Genomic DNA, 16,897 nt, shown 5'->3' on the forward strand with positions numbered 1-16,897 from the left:
GCCCGACAGCTTGCGCCGGTCCGCGACCCCGCCCCTGCTCAGACCAGAGTCCGGAGCAGCTCGTCCAGCTGGTCCATGGACTGGCCCGCCCCTTCCTCCATCCCGGAGGCGGCCATGCCGTCGCGGTCCTCGACACTCTGGAAGACGGAGACCGAGGTGTAGTGCGTGCGCCCGTCGACCTCCTCCAGCTTGTGGGTCTCCAGCAGGACGTGCCCGGGCATGCCCTCGAACTCGAATGTCCCTGTGTAGCCCTCCGGCGCCTTGACGTCGTGGAGGACGCCGTGGAAGGCGTACTCCTGCCCTTCCTTGTCCCGCTCCACAATGCGCCAGGAACCGCCGCGCCGGGACTCGTACTTGTCGACGATGGTCTCGGTGTCTTTGAGCCCCCACCACTTCGGCAGGAGTTCGGGGTCGGTCATGGCGCGGAAGACGACGTCGCGTGGCGCGTCGAAGGTTCGGGTCATCACGATGTCCTGACGCCCGGGTTCGATGACGACCTTGAGGTCACTCATGGTTCTTCTCTCCCTTGCTGCCCTGGATCCTGCGGATTTCCTCGTCGAGTCGGGTGAAGCGCTCCTCCCACCGGTCCCGGTAGCCGTCCACCCAGAGGTTGACCTCTTCCAACGGGGCGGTCTCCAGTCGGCAGGGCCGCCACTGGGCGTCGCGCCCCCGGGTGATGAGTCCGGCTCTCTCCAGGACCTTCAGGTGCTTGGAGATCGCTTGGAGGCTCATGTCGAACGGTTCGGCCAGTGTGTTGACGGTCGCCTCGCCCTCGGCCAGCCGGGCAAGGATCGCCCGACGGGTCGGATCAGCCAGTGCCGCGAACGTGAGGCTCAGCGGGTCGTCCGCCATCTGCCTATTCAACCTCTCCGTTGATCAACTTATAGGTTGATTATGCGCCGCACGGAGCCCCAGATCAAGGGGTCGGCATGATCGATCAGGGTTCGCGTACGCCCCGCGGGTCGCTGACCGTGGCGTCGACCCCGGCGTCGGCCAGCTCGGTGAGCTCCGCGGCCAGCAGGGACCGGGCCGCTTCGCTCAGCCCGGAGACGCGTTCGAGCGCGACGCTGACGGAGTCCACCCCCGCGTCGTCGATCGCCTCCGCCAACCGGGAGACCACCTGCTCGGCAGCGAGGAAGTCGATCTCGCCCCGCAACCGGACGTCCAGCACGCCGCCCGAACGCGTCACGCTGTGCACGGGAGACGGAGGCTCCGGGGGCATCTGGAGCATGTGCAGGTCGTAGTCGTCCGAGAGCCGTTCCAGGGCGGCCACCCCGCGCACGCTGTTGCCCGCGTCGTCCAGCGGAGGACTGAACACCCCCACCCCGAAAGCGCCAGGTGCCGCGGCGAGGATGCCGCCGCTCACCCCGCTCTTGGCGGGGATGCCCACACGCAGCCCCCACTCCCCCGCCCGGTCGTACATGCCGCAGCTGGACATGACGGACAGGGTGTGCCGGGCCGTCCGCTGGGACACGACCCGCTCCCCGGTCACCGGGTTCACCCCGCCCACGGCCAAGGTGGCGGCCATGACCGCCAGATCCCGAACCGTGACGGACAGGGCGCACTGGCGGAAGTAGTCCTGGACCGCCGACTCCACGTCCCCGACGAGAACGCCCCCGGACAGGCTCAGGTATCCGAGGGCCCGGTTGCGGTGCCCGGTCTCCGCCTCCGAGCGGTACACGTCCTCGTCGACGGAAAGGTCCCTTCCGGCGAAGGCCGAGAGCACGGACTGGATCCGCTTGAACCGGTCACCCCAGGCCCCGGCCTCGACCAGTGAGGTGGTCACGATCGCGCCGGCGTTGATCATCGGGTTCTCGGGGCGGCCGAGTTCGTCGAGGCTGATCGCGTTGAACGGCTCCCCGCTGGGTTCGGCCCCCACGTGTTCGTGGACCCTGTCGAGCCCGCACTCCTCCACGGCGATCGCGTAGACGAACGGCTTGGACATCGACTGGACGGAGAAGGTGTGGTCGGAGTCGCCCACACAGTAGGAGCGGCCGTGCGCGCTGACCGCGGCGATACCGAAGGTCTCCGGTGCCGCACTCGCGAGTTCCGGTATGTAGTCCGCCACCGTACCGCCGGACATCTCGGCGACCTCGTCGCGGATCCCCTCCAGCACCTGGATGACAGGGCTGGTCTCGTCGACCAAGTGTCTGTTCGCGGCGTGGTCCATCCGCCCAGTCTAGGAAGGGCGGCGCCTGTCCCGGCCCCGGCCACGCGGGTCTGGGGAGCCCGGGTGCGGGAGAGGTGGCGGGAGGAGGTCAGTCGGCCTCACGGAGCAGGTTCCGGGCGAGCAGCACGGAGACGTCGTCGGCGGCGTGGATCGACCGCCCGCCCAGCACTCCCGAGAGACGGGTGGAGAGCCTGTAGTCCGCCTGGACCTCCTCACGGTGGGCGGCCAGCTCCCACAGGGGCACCAGTCGGCGTTCCAGGAAGGAGGACCTCCGGAACAGCCAGCGATGGATGCGCGACTCAGAGAGGATGGCCCACCCCCTGACCGTCCCGCGGAGTCCGCCCTTGGCCCGCTCCGTGTCCCGAGGCGGAAGGAGAACGGGGCGCGACCACAGGGACATGAACACCTCCATCATGAGGAGACGACCCGTCAGGAGCCCCGCGGGGATCATCGTGAGGAACACGCACAGCAGGAACCACGGCCACAGCCCGAGGCCGAGAAGTACGCCGGAACACAGCGCGAGCCCGACCAGGGCCCCGGGGAGGAGCCAGAGGCGAGGCTCGACCGGCGCGGTGGAGTCCACGAGTCGACGCAAAGCTGTGACCTCAGCTTCCGCGAGCTCCGGACCGTCCCGCAGCGTGCGGGCCAGGACCTGCCCGTACAGGGAGCCCCGGGGGATCCCTGCTCTGCGGAGCAACAGCCTGAAACGCCATCCGGTCCCGGCCGGGTATCCGGGGGCGGTGGCCGGTTCCTCGGCGAGCCACGCCGCAACCAGGCCCGAGCGCTGGGCGGACGTGGCCAGAAGCTCGGAGGGCAAGACCTCCGCTTCCGGCTGTCCGGCCGTCCACACGATCCAGTCGAAGAACCAACGCTCCCGACAGGCCTCCTGCCAGAGCCGAACCCCTGAAAGTCCGAGACCCAACGCCTCCTGGACCACGGTTCCCCTGGCCTCGTCCCCCCAGAACAGGGCGGTGAACCGGCGCGGTTCACGGAGGAAGGCCTCCTGGAGGGCCCGCGACTCCTCGGGCTCCTCCCGCTCGGGAAGGGCCACAAGCCGCACGAAAGCGAGGGTCAGCAAGCGGCGCCTCAGTGACGGATCGCGGTGGATCGCGCCCAGGACGGCTCTCAGGCTCCCGGCTTCGGAGTTCACGTAGCGGACGACCATCTCCTGATCCGGGGACTCGTCCCGGACCAGGCAGAGACCGAGGGCGGGAAGGTCCCCGAGCCGTTCCAGGTGTTCCAGCACCCGCCCGATCTCTTCGTGTCTTCGTGCCTCGGCCAGGAGAGCGACCACCACCGGGAGCAGCTCGGACAGGTGCTCGACCGTAGCGTGTGCACCCCGATCGACGGCCCGCTCGTGAGCGAGCAGCAGGGCCCCCACCCCGTCCGGACGCTGTACACACCCCCGAGCGATCAGGGCACGTGCCGCCAACGGGGCCGTCCCAGCACCGGTCTCCCCTTCCAGAACCGCTTCCAGCGCCCACGTGTACAGGGAGCTCCAGGCCGGTGCGACACTCCCGGCTTCGGGCTGGGCCGCGACGAGACGGTCAAGGACGAAGGGCGAGGAGTACAGCGTCCGCGCCTCCTCGTCGAGGACGACCGCGTCCCGGAACCTTCGGGGGGCCTCCTCGCCCCAGGCCTCGCGCAGTCGGCGGTACATGTGATCCAGGGAGTTCATCTCCGCCCTTCCCTCTCCGGTGCCGGACGGGGGACACCGCACCTCTCACGGAGCTCGGTGAGTCTGGCGCGCTCCTCGTCGGAAAGGCTCTCATCGGGTACCCGCGCGAGAACGGCCGCGGCGCGCTCCCTTTGTCCCGCCTCGACGAGGGTCGCCCCGAATCTCAGATAGGCTCCGGCCCGGTAGCGGAAGGCCGGGTGTGACACCCCTCGGTAGAAGACCTCTTCCGCCTGGTCGAACCGGCCTTCGGCGACCGACTCGTCGGCGAGCAAGAGATAGACGTGCCCCTCGCCGGACTCGGCCGTCTCCATGCGGAGCCGCATTTCCCGCTCCGAGCTGTCCTCCTCGCCCGGTGATCCGCTGAGGTGGCTGTAGATGCCCAGCACCAGGGAGGCCGACATCTCGCCCCCGGCCCGCGCGAAGGACGCCAGCGGCCATGCCAAATCTCCCGGGGGTTCCGTGTGGTCGTACTCGCGGACCAGGTGTTTGGCGAGTTCGGCGGCGGCGACATGCGACCCCAGGTGGACCTGGTAGCGGTAGTGCTCCCGAAGTTCGGCGAACCTGGCCTGTGCCTCGTAGAGATCACCGAGCTCCCGCACCGCCCACTGCCGGCCTCCGTCTACCTCGGCCACCAGGAGTCGCTCAGACAGGTCGTCCCGCCCCGCGTCGGCGAGGACGTCCACCAACCTGAGGATGTTGTAGCCAACCGGCACCGCCGCGCGCACAAGTACCAGGCCATCCTCCACACCGACCGCCGTCAACGCCTCGACCAGCGGTTCGACCACGTCGGTCCGTCCCTTCACCACCAGCGGTGTGAGGAGCCCGATGACGTCCCGGTACCGGCCCTGATCCCTGAGCTCGGCCAGGCGCTCCTCGACGGAGGGTTCGGGCGGCGGACCGAGCTCGTCCGACGGGCCGGCCTGGTCCGCCTCCGGCTGGCCGGGGCTCCCCGAGCCCGTGTGGAGCCGCACGAGGAGCTCCCGGAAGAAGGGGGGCTGGCGGAGGAACCTTCCGAGGCCCTCCTCCGGTGCGTCCTGTTCCTCGGACTGGTCGCCGGGCTCCCGCCCTTCCGCCTCCCCCTCCGTCGCATTGAGGACTTTCGCAGATATCTCCTGGAGGAACGGGTCGAGGACGCGCTCCGCTCTGGCCTGTTCCTCCGTCACCCGCTCGAACTCCGCCAAGTCGCGACGGGTCTCCTCGGCCCGACCCATGAGAGAGATGAGCTCGAGTTCGCGCTTCGAGTCGGGGTCCACCCCTCCTTCCTGCACACGAGACTGCCAGTGTTCGATGGACGCGAATGCCTCCTCACTGCTGAGGCGGCCCGTCTGCCTGAGTGCCCAGAGGAGACCCGCGTCAGCGGCGCGTTCGGTCCACAGCGCCGCCATCCTGTGGTTTCCGGCTCCTTCGAAGTAGGACCTCAAAAGGTTGAAGGCGTAGGCCTCACCTCTGGCCGCGCCCTCCTCCCCAAGGGCGATCCCCTCCGCCACACGCCCCTGTTTGAACAGCGTGACGCCCTTGTTGTTCAGCATCGTGAGTCTCACGTCGCGAAGCTCCGCGTGCTGCGCGGCCCACGCGATGATCGTGTCGTACTCCTCCAGGGCCAGGTCCGGCCGACCGGCCGGAGCGAGGGTGTCGGCGTACTGGAGGCGGGCCTCGATCCACCCGTCCTGCTTCGCTTCGGCGAACCGGGTGAGGGCTTCCTCGAACCGCCCGAGCTCACGCAGGCCCTTGCCGAGCCGTGTCAGGGTCCGTGCATCGGGTGCCTCCACCAGTTCTAGGAACCCCACGGCCTCCTCGAAACGGGCCGTGCGGTAGAACAGGGTCCCCACCAGCAGGCACACGCCGAGATCGCCGCCCTCGGCCGCACGGAGCAGGAAGTTCATCGCCTCGGAGACTTGGCCGTTCCAGATGACCTCGGTGTCCGGTTCTTCCGGGTCGGCGCCGTCGACCCCGACCAGCAGGGCCCTGCCCCGCAGCGCCAGAGCGGGCCCGTCCTCGGGGGCTTCTGAGAGCCGCCGGTCGGTCGCTGCCAACACGAGGTCGGCGGCGCTCCCGACGGACCCGGATCGCAGGGCCGCCCCGCCTAGAGCAACCAGTTCGGGGCCTTCGGCGGCCTCGATCAGCACCTCCAGAAACCGCTCCCCCACCGGCCGGTCGTCCTCCGCCTGCGCGCGGTCGGCGAGGTAGTCGAAGGCGTAGTAGGCGCCCGGGCTACGGTCGGAGCGCACCAGGCAGCCGTTGGCACCGTCGATCGCCGCGCTGGCCTGGGCCAGCGCCTCCTCGAAGGTCTGCCGCCCCGCTCCCCGGCCTTCGGAGGTGTCGACGTACTCCTCGTGCAGTGTGCGCAGCAGTTCCACCGGTAGCGGAGAGTGTCGGCCCGCGCGACGTGCCTGTACGGCGGCGCTGACCACGGCGCCCGCCCGGTGACTGTCATTACTGGAGAGCATGCGCTGCCACTCCTGGTGGGCCACCGGGCCCTGGGCGAGGTACTCGGTGACACTGCTCCGGTCCTGGGCGAAGGCCTCGCGGACCCGGGGGTCCTCGGAGCGGGGTCCGGCGTAACCGTCGTTGCCGCGCGGCACCCGCACCTCGTTTCCGGCGAAGCGCCGCAGGAACACGTGTTGGGCGCTCTCACCCCGGTCTCCGCCGGCGGCGGCCCCGCGCGGGTTCACCCGCATCGTGGCCACGACCACGTTGCCGGAGCCCTTCGGCATGAGCGCGGTGACGTCCTCGGCGCGCAGGCCCCGGGCCAGGTGGTCCTCCACTCCGTCCAGCCAGAAAACCGTGTGTCTGGGCAACAGCCCCTCCTCCACGAGTCCGCGCACCCCCTCGGCGCCGGATGCGGGCACGACCGGTCGCTGGAGGAACCGCGTCGGGTAGAGATCGCGCACCACCTCGTAGGCCAGGCGGCTCTTCCCGGTGGCCGAGCCTCCGGTCACCACGACGATGCCGTGGGCCTCCAGCTGTTCCCTGACCTGGCGTTCCAGGGCGGGCCTGGGCACGTACTCAGGGATCCGGTCACTGTGGACGTCCGCGGGGTCCCGGTAACGGGCGTAGGTCACCCCGAGGTTGCCGGGCCCGTCCGGGACCGCTTCGCGCACGCGCAGGGGCTTGCCGTGCACGAGGTGTTTGCGGTGGGCGTTGCCGCGGCGCAGGGGGTCGAAGCGCTCCTGGACCCGTTCCAGCGGTTTCTTGGTGAGGATCCCGACCACGGCGAGGAGCCCCGCCGCGGCGGCCATGGCCCACATCGGGAGGCTGCGCTCTTCCAGCAGGACCCCGACCACGGCGAGAACCCCGGCGACGGCCAAGAGCACGAAGACCAGGGTCCGACTCACACGTGTTCCTTCAGGGTGGGGACGGGAATTGGGGCGCGTGCGGAGTGTAGTCAATCGGTGTCTGCGGCACAGCTCTGCGTCCGATGTCGGCCACTGTGGCATGGCCCGGGCCGGAAGGGCGCCCGGAGACCAGCTCCGGGCACCAGGCACACACGGTCGCTAGCCTTGATTCATGAGTGGTGCGATGAGGCGTACGGACAGCGGTCACCACACGATCCGAGCGCCCCGGGGGGCGGTCTACCGTGCACTGGTGGATCCGCGCAGCCTGGAGGAGTGGCTCCCGCCGGAGGGCATGACCGGACATGTGGAGCGCTTCGACGCCCGCCCGGGCGGCGGCTACCGGATGGTGCTCACCTACAGGGCCCCGGGACACGGCAAGTCGTCTGACGACACCGATGTCGTGGAGGCGGAGTTCGCGGAGCTGGTGCCCGACGAGCGGGTCGTCCAACGGGTGGTGTTCGAGGCGGACGACCCCGCCTTCTCCGGGACGATGACCATGACCTGGCAGTTGGAGGACACGGACGGGGGAACCCGGGTGACCATCCGGGCGGCGGACGTCCCCTCGGGCATCTCCCAGCGGGACCACGAGGCCGGTCTGGCCTCTTCCCTGGCCAACCTGGCCGCCCACGTGGAACGGTGACCGGCTCTCGGCCGGAAGCAGCCGATCCGAGGCCGCAATCAACGCACTGAGCGGCGCGCCAACCACCCTTCCCGACCACGGGCGAGCCGCCGCGGTGAGCGCGTTCACGCGCGAGCAGGGGCGGCGAGGTGCGCGAGCGCCAGCGAGCGCACATCAGGGGGCTCGGGGGTCGCCCCCCGAAAACAGGAACGGCCCACGGGGAAGGTTGCGAAGCAACCGACCACGCGGGCCGACTCGTGGAGCTATGGGGATTCGAACCCCAGACCTCCTCCATGCCATGGAGGCGCGCTACCAACTGCGCCATAGCCCCTTGAAGGGATGCTTCCATCCTAGCGGAAGGGGAAGGGTGGGTTGTACGGGGTGGGCGGGTGTTTCAGCGCACTCTGTTCGGGCCGCCGCGCGGTGTCCGGTGTACCGGGGCGTTCACCGGCGCTTCGGCCGGACGTCTTCCCCCTACCATCGCCACACGGTAGGTTCTGGCCGGTCCACAATCCCCTAGAGAACCGAGGACTGGATGCGTGTCCGTTTCCTTACCCCTGCGGCCGCCGCCGCGTTGATCATGACCTTGGGGGCATGCCCCGTCTCCGCCGATCCGGGGGACGTGGACGTCACCTCGGACGCGGGCATCGCCTTCCCGGTCGATGAGGCCACCTTGCACAACGCTCGTGAGGGCGAACCGTACGAGGCGGAGCTCAGTGGACTGGTCTCCGGCGGTGATTCGGGGACCGAGTTCGCGAAGGTCGAGGGGGACGACTGGGTCCAGGTGTCGTCGGACGGCACCCTCTCGGGAACACCTGAGACCTCGGCCGAAGTGACGGTCGAGGCGACCGCCGCCGACGGTTCGGCCGCGAGCCTGGAGGTGACCGTCCCGGTGCGGGACCAAGATCAGCCGCTCGTCGACGAGCTGGGGGTGATGAGCTTCAACACCTGGCACGGCGGCACGCAGGTGAACGACTACCACGAGAAGCAGGTCCGCTTCCTGTTGGAGAGCGACGCCGATGTCGTGGGGCTCCAGGAGACCCAGGGCGAGCACACCGAACGGTTGGCCGAGGCACTGGGCTGGTACCACTGGCAGGGTTCCGACAGCCTCGGGGTGCTCAGCCGCTACCCGATCGCGGAGGAGTACGGCGAGGTCAACGCTTCGGGCGGGGTCCGGATCGAGCTCGACGGCGAGGAGTCCCAGGTCAACCTGTGGAACGTGCACCTCGGGTACACCCCGTACGGCCCCTACGACTTCTGTTTCGACGGGATGGACGTGGACGAGGTCCTGGAGCGGGAGGCCGAGTCGGGCCGCACCCCGCAGATCACCGACACCCTCGAAGTGGTGTCCGACCAGGTCGACGCCGCCGACGATGTTCCGGTGCTGCTCGTGGGTGACTTCAACGCGCCCTCGCACCTGGACTGGACCGAGGAGCTGCGCGAGGAGAACTGCGGGTACGCCGACGTGCCCTGGCCGACCTCGACGCTGCCGACCGAGGAGGGGTTCACAGACTCCTACCGCGAAGCCCACCCCGACCCCGGGGCCGAGCCGGGCAACACCTGGTCCCCCGTGTACCCGTACCACGAGGGATCGACCGGCCCGGAGGAGCCGCAGGACCGGATCGACTTCGTCTACCACGCCGGCGACCTCGGTGTGCTGGACTCCCACGACCTGGTCGTCGGGGACCCGGCCCCGTACCCGGACCACGAGGACAACGAGTGGACCACCGACCACGCGGCGGTGCTCACCTTCTACTCGCTCCCGTCCTGACCTGACGGGCCCTTCCCGAGAGCCGGGGAGGGCCCGCCGCCCTTTCGTATCCTGGGAACCCGCTCTGGTTGACGGAGGTGACAGCGGTGGCGACCGGTGAACCCCTGAACCCGCACGTCGCCTCGCTACTGCGCTGGGAAAAGCACGGCGCACTGTGGCGGGTGGTGGCGCGCACCGCCACCGCGGTGACGGTGTCGATGCGCACCTGTGACGGAGGGACCGAGGTGGACCGGCTGACCTCCTCCGACCCGGAGCTGCTCGCCTTCGTCGACGGGCGGCTCAGCCCTGGGACTCCGCGATCTTCTTGATGCTCTCCAGCCTGCGGTCCCAGGCCGCGGCGATGCTCCGCAGGCCCTCTCCGACCTCGTCCAGGCGGCCGATGTCGACCTCGTGAACGACCGCGCGGCCGCGCTTCTCCGCACGAACGAGGCCCACCGAACGCAGGGCCTCGAGGTGCTTCACGATGGCCTGCCGGGAGACTGGTAGCTCCCGGGCCAGCTCGGAGGCGGAGGCAGGTCCCCGCCCGAGCCTGACCAGGACGCCCCACCGGGTGTCGTCGCCGAGAGCGGCGAAGACCGGGGGCAACGAGGTCTCCAGGCCGCTCACCGGCTGTCCTCCTCCACATGGGCCTTGGCCGCCGCGAGTTCGACCTCCCAGCCCTTGGTGTTCTCCGCGAACTGCTGACGTTTGGCCTCTTCGGTGAGGCTGAGCTTCGAGAAACCGCTCTCCACGACCCTGAGCGTCACCCCGCCGGGCCGCTCGTCGATCCGGAACTCCACCAGGGTGGACCGCTCCTCGATGTGCTGGTCCATCTCGCCACCGATCCACAGGAACGCGGCGTAGTGCGGCGGATCGAGTTTCTCGGTCCGGATCCGGAACTTCCCGTGCGTGGGGTCGTGCACCTCGTGGACTCCCTCGCCGACCTCCTCGATCCGGTGTTCCACGATCGCTCCGTCGTTGATGAACCACCCGGGTTCGGACACCAGGCCCCAGACGCGTTCCGCCGTGGCGTCGATGTCGATCTGCTTCTCGATCCTGTCCATGTCGCCCCCCTCGAGCCAATTGCAACTATAGAGTTGCACACCGAGACACCAGACTGCAACCAATAGATTGCACAAAACCGTCTGGAACTCAGGTGATGCAGGTGCTCGCCATCGATTGCAACCAGCGCGAACAGAGGCGGCGCCCCACCTCAACCACAGCTGACCCCGCGAACAGCCGAGAACCCACCCCAGCCACAGACGAGCCGCCGCGGTGAGCGCGTTCACGCGCGAACAGGGGCGGCGAGGTGCGCGAGCCCCAGCGAGCGCACACCGGGGGGCTCGGGGGTCGCCCCCGAAAACAGGAACGGCCCACGGGGAAGGTTGCGAAGCAACCGACCACGCGGGCCGACTCGTGGAGCTATGGGGATTCGAACCCCAGACCTCCTCCATGCCATGGAGGCGCGCTACCAACTGCGCCATAGCCCCTGGTTGGCCGGGCGGTTCCCCCGCCTCGGCACGTCACTACTGTACAGGAAGTCAAGGGTGGGTCGAACCAAGGTCAAACCTCGGATGTCTCACGTGTGTACTCCGGCTGCCTCTGCCTCTGGCTCGGGCCGGGGCGTGGGGCTGGCGGCGGTTCGGGACCAATATCCTGGAGTGGTGCCCGAAACGAAGCTTGAAATCCAGATGCTCCACGATCGCCTGTTGGTGAAGGCGGTTCCGGACAAGAGTGAGCGGCGCAGCAGTGCGGGTCTGGTCATCCCGGACACGGTGAAGCTGGCGACCCGTCTCGCGTGGGGTGAGGTGCGCGGCGCCGGCACCGGGGCCCGGCACGTCAAGACCGGCGACCGTGTGCTCTTCGACCCCGAGGAGCAGGGCGAGGTCGAGTTGAACGGTGAGCGGTACGTCGTTCTGCGGGAGAGGGACGTCCACGCGATCGCGAACGAGGCTCCCGACCGGGGCACCGGCCTCTACCTCTGAGCCCCCGAACCCGCTTCCACTTGCCTTGGCCGGGCCCGGCATGCGAACCGGGCCCCGGCTTTCCTGTGCGCCACGGAGTGGCGCGGTGTTTCCCCGGTCCGGTTCATTTCTCCCGGGCGACCGCTTTGACCAGCGACATGAGACACAAGTTGTGGGCCTCGAAGGCGGGGACCCGGGCGGCGGTCACATAGTTCCATCCGGCGTAGAGCGATGACCACAGGAGCTGCTGCGCCCACAGCGGGGTGACGCGGGGATCGATGGTGCCGTCCTCGTGCCCGCGTTCGACGAGTTCGTACAGCGCCAGGTCGGCGGGCCCGCAGTCCTCCTCGTCCCCCTGGTGCGCGGTGGGGTCGCCGTCGGCGAAAGCGAGCATGGCGATCGTGCGCAGTGAGAAGTACTCGGACGCCAGGCGGGAGAAGGCTTCGATGGCGGTGCCCTCGGTGGTGCGGGCCCGCTCGGTGGCCTCGTTGGCCAGCTCGTCGATGTAGTCGCGCAGGGCCGTGACGAGCTCTGCCCGTTCGGAGAAGTAGCGCTGCAGCGTACTGCGCGCAACGCCGGCCTTGACCGCCACCTGTGACAGCGGCGCGGCCCGGTTCTCTCCCAGCACTTCCACCGCCGCGTCGAGGATCGCGCGGCGGGTCCGTGCGCGGGTCCTCGTCTCTTCCTCTGAGGGAGCGCTCTTCACCATGTCTTCAGTCTAGATGTGTAGGTAATTGGTTGACAATAATCGGTCATGTGTGACCTACTTTAAGTCATGCCTGATCATTCACTAGCAAGTGGTGCACCACCCGATCCACCGGGCGGAGCCACCGGAGCCACGACGGAACCGCGCTTCGCGCAGCTGAAGGTGCTCTGGTCCTTCGTCCGCCCGCACCGGCGCAAACTCCTCCTGGGCCTGGTCCTCGCCCTGTTCGGCTCCGCGCTCGAGCTGGCCAACCCGATGGTGGTCAAGTTCGTGCTCGACACCGTCTCCGAAGCCGGCAGCCTCGCCATGCCGATCGCGATCCTGCTCTGCCTCTTCGCGCTCGGCATCGTGTCCGGGCTCTGGCACTGGATCGTGCTCGGCACCGTCGCGGAAAAGGTGGTCCTGGACGCGCGAACCTCACTCGTGCGCCGCTACTTCCGGGCCGCCCTGATCCCGCTCTCCAAGCGCTCCTCCGGCGAGCTGGTCACCCGGGCCACCTCCGACACCGTCCTCCTGCGCGAGGCGGCATCCAGCAGCGTGATCAGCCTCATCAACGGCGGTGTCCTACTGGTCGGAACACTGATCATGATGGGCGTCCTGGACCTGGTCCTGTTCGGTGTCACGGTCACCGCGGTGGCCGTTGTCACGGTCCTCTTCCTGACCCTGATGCCCGCCATCGCCAAGGCCCAGGAGAGAGCGCAGAACTCCCTCGGGCTGATGGGCGGGGTGCTCGACGGGTCCCTCCGCGCGATCCGCACGGTCAAGGTCAGCCGGGCCGAGGGCCGCCTCAGTACGCAGATCCTGACCCACGCCGAGGAGTCCGCAAGGTACGGGATCCGATCGGTCCGCCGCGAGGCCGTGGCCTGGACGATCGCCTTCGGCGGCATCCAGCTGGCCATCATCGCCATCCTCGGCGTAGGTGCGCTCCGGGTCGCCTCAGGCGAGATGGCGGTCTCCACCCTGGTCGCGTTCCTCCTGTACGCATTCACCCTGCTGACCCCGGTCATGGAGCTCTCCAACAGCGTGACCACCCTCCAGTCGGGTATCGCCGCCGCCAAGCGCATCCGCGAGGTGGAGGCCCTCCCGCTCGAACCCGCCGCCGAGGAGGGAACCGGCGGCGCACCGGCCCCCGAGGGTTCCGGCCCGGACGGCCCCGCCCCCACCGCCAACAACGGCCACGGGAGCCCGCTGTTGGAGCTGCACGGAGTCACCGCCAGGTACGCGCCGGGCGCGGCCGCGGCTCTGGAGCGTGTCGACATGGCTATCCCCCGGCGCGGCCACACCGCGATCGTGGGCCCCTCCGGTGCGGGCAAGACCACCGTCTTCTCCCTGATGTTGCGCTTCCTTGAACCCGAACACGGGCAGCTCCTGATCAACGGGGAGCCTTACCGGGAGCTGTCTCCGCAGCAGGTACGCGCGCATTTCTCCTATGTGGAGCAGGACACCCCGGTCATCCCCGGCACCGTCCGCGAGAACCTGCTGTTCACCCGCCCGGAAGCGGGTGACGAGGAGATGAGGCGGGCGGTGGCGGAGGTGCTCCTGTCCGAGAAGATCGAGGAGTTGGCGGACGGGCTGGACACGCGGCTGGACGCCTCCTCGTTCTCCGGCGGACAGCGCCAGCGCGTCGCCTTGGCGCGCGCCCTGCTCGGCGCCCCGGACGTGCTGCTGCTCGACGAGGCCACCTCGCAGGTGGACGCGATCACCGAGGCCGCCATCACCCGGAGCGTTCGCCGCCAGGCTGAGCGGGCGGCCGTGGTGACCATCGCGCACCGGCTGTCCACGGTGATCCGCGCCGACCGCATCCTCCTGATGGAGGACGGCGGGATCCGGGCCCAGGGCACCCACGAAGAGCTGCTAGCGAAGGACTCCCTGTACCGGGACCTCGTCGCGGCCCTGCATATCGCGGAGACCGAGGGCCGTGACCGTCCAGCTGCGGGCGGGGACCGTGGCGAGGAGGTGACCGTCAGCGCCTCCCCCTCGTGACCACCCGGGTAGTAACATCCGCGCCAGAGCGGACCGGCAGGCGCGAACGGCCCGCTCGTCGCGGGTGCGGGTCCCTGGCGTCCCGTGCCCGCGGCGACCTGTTCGGCACGGGCGGTTTCCGGTGGACGCAGTGGTCTGTTCCCCGGACACGCCCGAGGCGCGCCCGCCCCACCCGCGGCGCGCGGAACCGGCGCCCCGGCGCCCGCGAGGGATCGATGAGCAACTACGCCCAGTATCAGGACGGCGTCTACGCCGACGCGACCAACGGCAAGCTCCCCCAGCTGCCGTACCACCACGACGAGCTGCGCGAGCTAGCCCGGGAGGCCATGGATCCGGGACCGTTCGGCTACGTGGAGGGGAGCGCCGGGCGCGAGCGCACCGCGGACGCCAACGCCGACGCCTTCTCCCGGTACGCCCTGCGGCCGCGCAGCCTGCGGCCCGGGGCGGAGACCGCGGGGGACCTGGGTGTCACGCTGTTCGGAGAGCGCTACCCCACTCCCCTGCTGACCGCGCCGATCGGGGTTCTGGAGCAGGTGCACCCCGAGTGCGAGCGGGCCCTGGCCCGGGGAGCGAACACGCTGGGGGTCCCCGTGACCCTGTCCACGGCCGCCTCCACCCCGATCGAGGAGGTGGCCGAGGCCGCGGACTCCTGGTGGTACCAGCTGTACTGGCCCAGCGACGACGAGTTGGCGGAGTCCTTCGTACGGCGCGCGACGGCGGCCGGGGCCAAAGCGATCGTGGTCACCGCGGACACCAAGCGGCTCGGGTGGCGGCCCCGCGACCTCTCCGCGGGGCACCTGCCGTTCCTGCGCAGCCAGGGCACCGCGAACTACTTCAGCGATCCGGTGTTCCGGGCCCGGCTCAAGGAAGAGCCCGAGCCGGGCGGCGTGTTCACCGAGGCGGTCTTCCATTTCCTGGGTGCCTTCGCAAGCAAGTCGTTGAGCACGGAGAACATTTCCCGCATCCGCCAGTGGACCGATCTTCCGGTGCTGGTCAAGGGGGTCGTCCGAGGGGACGAGGCCGCGGACCTGGTGGACGCCGGCGTGGACGGGATCGTGGTGAGCAATCACGGCGGGCGCCAGATCGACGCCTCGGTGGCGGCGCTGGACGCGCTGCCCGAGGTGGTGGCGGCGGTAGGTGACCGGGCGGCGGTGCTGTTCGACTCCGGTGTGCGGTCGGGTGCGGACGTGGCCGTGGCGATGGCGCTGGGCGCGAAGGCGGCCCTGCTGGGGCGGCCGTGGGTGTACGGCCTGGCGGTGGACGGGGCCTCGGGCGTGGAGCACGTTCTGCGCTCTTTCCTGGCCGAGCTGCAGATCACCGCGGAGCTGATGGGCAAGGACATCGCCGACCTGGATGCCTCGGACGTCACCCGGCGACCGTAACCGCGACGGGGAAGCGCCCTCATGGGCTGTTCTGAGAGCCTTCTGACACAGGGTGTTGGGTTCTCCTGCCCTTGGGGTGTGCCCCTTTCCGCGTGGGTGCGGGAGGTTCCCCGCGGGTGCGGGAGGTTCCCCGCAGGTGCGGGAGGTTCCCCGCAGGTGCGGGAGGTTCCCAGCGGGTGCGGGAGGTTCCCCGCAGGTGCGGGAGGTTCCCCGCAGGTGCGGGAGGTTCCCCGCAGGTGCGTTCGGTCCTGCGTGGCCGTGGGGTTCTCTGCGGGTGCGGGTTGCCCCGTTTCCTGCCGCTTGATGGTGGCCGTCTCCGCTGCGCGCGTCAAGGTCGTCGCCGTCGAAGCGCTGGCGCGCTGTCGAGGGGCGCTCCACCTTGACCCGCTTCGCTGCGACGGCGGGTCGGCGGCAGTCAGGAAACGGGGGGCATGTGGTCGGGGTGGCGACGGGACCGGCCTTCGGCCGGGAACTGCCCCGAGCCTGCGGCCCGGTCCGGCCGTGGCCGGCCGGATTCCTTCCCGTGGGTCTGGTTGTGTCGGCAGGCGCGTCGCAATCCAGTGGCCGGTGGGCGACGAAGGGCCCGAGCAGGCCGGGGACATGGCTGGGCGCGTCCCACCGGTCTGGCGGCTCGGTGGGGGGGTGGCCCATACGGGTGCGGGTGGTGCTGTTGGACCGGTCGGGTGCGGGGTGGGGCGTGGTGAGCCCCCCTGTTGGAGTCATTGTGGGCGCCGAGATTGCCTCCAGGGAGGGGGCTCACCGGCCCCCGGGTGCTTCTGGGCGGGGGTCGGTGTCCCGGGTGCCTCCACCGGGGGTAGCGGCCGCCCCCCCGGGGGGGCGGCCCCGGTGTCCGGAACCGGCCCGGTGGTGGTGTCCGTTGCGTCCGAAACCCGTTAATCCCCGATGATCTTGCCCCCAGCTCCACCCTCGGCCGTCGAGGGTGGAGCTGGGGGCAAGATCATCGTTGGAAAGGGGGCCCACCCCTGACCGAAAGCCCGGTGGGACGCGCTCGGCCACGCGCCCGGCCTGATCGGGCTCTTCGTCGCTGGCTGGTCACTGGATTGCGACGCGCTGGCCGATCAAGCCGGGCGGAAGGGAAGGAATCCGGCCGGCCATGGCCGGACCGGGCGAAGCCCGGCCCACCGGGCCGGGGCCCGAAGGGCCCCTTCAGGCCCCGACCACACGTCCCCGCCGAGTAGCCGGGGGGAATCTCACCCCCCGGCCCTCACAGATCCGTACGTGACAGTCTCCCGTCATACGGCTCTTATCACCCTGATCACCAGGAACGAGGAGCGTGCACCGTCCACTCC

14 protein-coding genes and 2 tRNA genes are annotated in these 16,897 nt (G+C 69.8%); 6 read left to right on the plus strand and 10 right to left on the minus strand.

The window, feature by feature from the left end; translation table 11 throughout:
- Window positions 1-38: 38 nt before the first annotated feature.
- From ACYVDG_RS20455 to ACYVDG_RS20475, 5 genes are all read right to left on the minus strand, one after another.
- A complete protein-coding gene (locus tag ACYVDG_RS20455; protein WP_460755574.1) occupies window positions 39-512 on the minus strand; it encodes an SRPBCC family protein in 474 nt (157 codons plus the stop codon).
- Window positions 505-852 (minus strand): ArsR/SmtB family transcription factor, encoded by a 348-nt coding sequence (locus ACYVDG_RS20460; RefSeq protein WP_460755578.1) that lies wholly within the window; start codon window positions 850-852, stop codon window positions 505-507. The genes ACYVDG_RS20455 and ACYVDG_RS20460 overlap by 8 nt, the downstream gene beginning before the upstream one ends.
- A gap of 85 nt (window positions 853-937) precedes the next feature.
- Window positions 938-2,170 (minus strand): glutaminase A, encoded by a 1,233-nt coding sequence (glsA, locus tag ACYVDG_RS20465; protein ID WP_460755582.1) that lies wholly within the window; start codon window positions 2,168-2,170, stop codon window positions 938-940.
- Between the two features lie 88 nt (window positions 2,171-2,258).
- Window positions 2,259-3,848, minus strand: a complete 1,590-nt coding sequence (locus ACYVDG_RS20470; protein WP_460755587.1) for a hypothetical protein — start codon at window positions 3,846-3,848, stop codon at window positions 2,259-2,261.
- The gene (locus tag ACYVDG_RS20475) at window positions 3,845-7,183 is read right to left on the minus strand and encodes a hypothetical protein (protein WP_460755590.1); all 3,339 of its coding nucleotides are present in this window, start codon (window positions 7,181-7,183) and stop codon (window positions 3,845-3,847) included. The genes ACYVDG_RS20470 and ACYVDG_RS20475 overlap by 4 nt, the downstream gene beginning before the upstream one ends.
- Window positions 7,184-7,355: 172 nt before the next feature.
- Here ACYVDG_RS20475 and ACYVDG_RS20480 point away from each other — a divergent pair, with 172 nt between their 5' ends.
- Window positions 7,356-7,823: an SRPBCC family protein gene (locus ACYVDG_RS20480; protein WP_460755593.1), complete on the plus strand. Its 468-nt coding sequence runs from the start codon at window positions 7,356-7,358 to the stop codon at window positions 7,821-7,823.
- Window positions 7,824-8,060: 237 nt separating this feature from the next.
- On the opposite strand, the gene ACYVDG_RS20485 is transcribed toward ACYVDG_RS20480, so the two are convergent.
- A tRNA-Ala gene (locus ACYVDG_RS20485) sits at window positions 8,061-8,133 on the minus strand.
- Between the two features lie 204 nt (window positions 8,134-8,337).
- Here ACYVDG_RS20485 and ACYVDG_RS20490 point away from each other — a divergent pair.
- The gene (locus tag ACYVDG_RS20490) at window positions 8,338-9,573 is read left to right on the plus strand and encodes an endonuclease/exonuclease/phosphatase family protein (protein WP_460755598.1); all 1,236 of its coding nucleotides are present in this window, start codon (window positions 8,338-8,340) and stop codon (window positions 9,571-9,573) included.
- Window positions 9,574-9,659: 86 nt separating this feature from the next.
- On the plus strand, window positions 9,660-9,881 hold the full coding sequence (locus ACYVDG_RS20495) for a hypothetical protein (RefSeq protein WP_460755601.1): 222 nt from the start codon (window positions 9,660-9,662) through the stop codon (window positions 9,879-9,881).
- On the opposite strand, the gene ACYVDG_RS20500 is transcribed toward ACYVDG_RS20495, so the two are convergent.
- From ACYVDG_RS20500 to ACYVDG_RS20510, 3 genes are all read right to left on the minus strand, one after another.
- A complete protein-coding gene (locus ACYVDG_RS20500; protein ID WP_460755639.1) occupies window positions 9,853-10,170 on the minus strand; it encodes an ArsR/SmtB family transcription factor in 318 nt (105 codons plus the stop codon). The genes ACYVDG_RS20495 and ACYVDG_RS20500 overlap by 29 nt on opposite strands.
- A 5-nt stretch (window positions 10,171-10,175) precedes the next feature.
- Window positions 10,176-10,616: an SRPBCC domain-containing protein gene (locus ACYVDG_RS20505; protein WP_460755604.1), complete on the minus strand. Its 441-nt coding sequence runs from the start codon at window positions 10,614-10,616 to the stop codon at window positions 10,176-10,178.
- Window positions 10,617-10,969: 353 nt separating this feature from the next.
- Window positions 10,970-11,042, minus strand: a tRNA-Ala gene (locus ACYVDG_RS20510).
- Window positions 11,043-11,243: 201 nt separating this feature from the next.
- Here ACYVDG_RS20510 and ACYVDG_RS20515 point away from each other — a divergent pair.
- Entirely contained in the window at window positions 11,244-11,537 is a 294-nt protein-coding gene (locus ACYVDG_RS20515) for a GroES family chaperonin (protein WP_460755643.1), read from the plus strand.
- Window positions 11,538-11,640: 103 nt separating this feature from the next.
- Here ACYVDG_RS20515 and ACYVDG_RS20520 read toward each other — a convergent pair whose 3' ends face one another.
- Entirely contained in the window at window positions 11,641-12,225 is a 585-nt protein-coding gene (locus ACYVDG_RS20520; RefSeq protein WP_460755607.1) for a TetR/AcrR family transcriptional regulator, read from the minus strand.
- 159 nt (window positions 12,226-12,384) lie between these two features.
- Between ACYVDG_RS20520 and ACYVDG_RS20525 the strand changes: the two genes are divergently transcribed.
- Both ACYVDG_RS20525 and ACYVDG_RS20530 read left to right on the plus strand, forming a co-directional pair.
- On the plus strand, window positions 12,385-14,205 hold the full coding sequence (locus ACYVDG_RS20525) for an ABC transporter ATP-binding protein (RefSeq protein ID WP_460755646.1): 1,821 nt from the start codon (window positions 12,385-12,387) through the stop codon (window positions 14,203-14,205).
- Between the two features lie 215 nt (window positions 14,206-14,420).
- A complete protein-coding gene (locus ACYVDG_RS20530; RefSeq protein ID WP_460755610.1) occupies window positions 14,421-15,587 on the plus strand; it encodes an alpha-hydroxy-acid oxidizing protein in 1,167 nt (388 codons plus the stop codon).
- Window positions 15,588-16,897 lie beyond the last annotated feature (1,310 nt).

The organism is Nocardiopsis oceani, assembly GCF_054777395.1.